The sequence below is a fragment of the Bacillus sp. CH140a_4T genome, from assembly GCF_008923725.1.
Classification (GTDB): domain Bacteria; phylum Bacillota; class Bacilli; order Bacillales; family Bacillaceae_G; genus Bacillus_A.
On the sequence record NZ_WBPF01000018.1, the window covers coordinates 1 to 1,966 of the forward strand.

1 protein-coding gene, 1 rRNA gene and 1 pseudogene are annotated in these 1,966 nt (G+C 34.1%); all 3 read left to right on the forward strand.

The window, feature by feature from the left end:
* Positions 1-96: ribosomal RNA gene (gene rrf / locus F8162_RS20250) — 5S ribosomal RNA — on the forward strand; the annotation flags it as partial.
* A 261-nt stretch (positions 97-357) separates the two neighbouring features.
* Positions 358-681: pseudogene (locus F8162_RS20255) on the forward strand (alpha/beta hydrolase); the annotation flags it as partial.
* Between the two features lie 186 nt (positions 682-867).
* Positions 868-1,599: a DsbA family oxidoreductase gene (locus tag F8162_RS20260; protein WP_151633995.1), complete on the forward strand. Its 732-nt coding sequence runs from the start codon at positions 868-870 to the stop codon at positions 1,597-1,599.
* The last annotated feature ends 367 nt before the right edge of the window (positions 1,600-1,966 follow it).

Here is a 1,966-nt window from a genome sequence, read left to right on the forward strand (position 1 = left end):
GGTCACACCCGTTCCCATACCGAACACGGAAGTTAAGCTCTCTAGCGCCGATGGTAGTTGGGACCTTGTCCCTGTGAGAGTAGGACGTCGCCAAGCAAGCTTAAGACGAGTCAGAATGACTCGTCTTTTTTGTGTTTCTAACTTCTTATCAGCCTCAAGTAAGTAATGCCTTATTCTTTTAATCCTCTCATATTCATTTTCTTTCATCATTTTTGATGTGTAGTTTAAGGTTTTCTATTTTATTTTTTGTAGAAACAATCTGTAGGTGTCTTAAAAAAGTGCAGTTGTTTTTTGAGTACTTGAATATAAGAAGATTTAATTTTGAAAAAGTAGATAATATGAAAAGATAGATGTAATCAACTAAACGATTTGTTCCACTTGTCGAAGTTTCCTGTTATGAATGCGGCAAATACAGTTACGAAATTAAGAGCTGGATATGATTTAGAAGAAGCTTCAGCTATAAAACAAGTGGCTAAAGGTAAAACACCTATGCTATTTATTCATGGGGATGCTGATACATTCGTTCCTTATGAAATGTTAGATGAAGTATATAATGCTGCAAAAGTAGAAAAAGAGAAATTAATTGTTCCAGGTGCTGGATATGGAGAAGCCGAGAAGGTAGATTCGAATAAATATTGGAATACCGTATGGAAGTTCGTGGGGAGATATATTCCAGCATAATTAGATTGTTTTAGAGTTATATATACGATAATCAGAAGAAAATACTTTTATACTTTTGATTATCGTTTTTTTTCTATTTATAAATTCATTTTAGGTTGTAGTATATAAGACTTGAAGCATAAATTTTTGAATTCTTTCGTGCCAGTGCTACAATGATTGAAAACTACATGTTAATGAGGTGTTTCTATGAAAATTGAAGTATGGTCAGATTTTGTATGCCCATTTTGCTACATTGGGAAACGTAGATTAGAGATGGCTTTAGAGCAATTTCCGCATAAGAAGGATGTTGAAGTTGAGTTTAAAAGTTTTGAATTAGACCAAAATGCTCCAATCTACTCTGGAACAAGTATTAATGAAGTACTTGCATCAAAGTATGGGATTAGTATTGAAGAAGCTAAGCGTAATAATATACAGTTAGGAAATCATGCAGCTAGTATGGGGTTAAGTTTTAATTTTGATGAGATGAAGCCGACGAACACTTTTGATGCACATCGTCTTGCGAAATTTGCAAAGGATCAAGGGAAAGAAAAAGAGATTACGGAAAATCTACTTTTTGCATATTTCACTGAATCGAGAAATTTAAGTGATGTGGATACGCTTGTTACTATTGCTGAAGCTTCAGGTTTAGATAAGCAAGAAGCTTTAAACGTTATTAATGATAAAAGCGCATATGCAAATGATGTTAGAATTGATGAAGCGATTGCTCAGCAATATAGAATTACGGGAGTACCTTATTTTATAGTTAATCAAAAGTATGCTATTTCAGGTGCACAACCACTTGAAACTTTTGTCGGTGCACTTCAGCAAGTGTGGGAAGAAGAGAATCCTGCGCCTAAGTTACAAGAGCTTTATTCAGAGGGCGGAAGCGATATGTCTTGTACGGATGAAAGTTGTTCGGTACCTTCAAAAGAACAATAGTTTTTATGAGGGAATAGCAACCCATAGAGTATGTTATGGGTTGCTTATATATTCTTATAGAAGAGGTATATAAATAGAAAATTTAATAACGTAAATGGGATTTGTAAAAAATGAAGTTTTTTTATAAAAACATATTGACGATTGCAACTTAGAGGTGTAATATAGAACAAGTCGCCGATGCAATAACGCAGAACGCGGCAAACGAAATAAAAAACTTAGTTGACATTGAAAGATGAAGATGTTAACATAAGGGAGTCGCAAATGAGCGGCCAAGTAGTTCTTTGAAAACTGAACGAAACAAACAACGTGAAACGTCAATTTTTATTTTTAGATGCTAGACAAACTAACTTTATTGGAGAGTTTGATC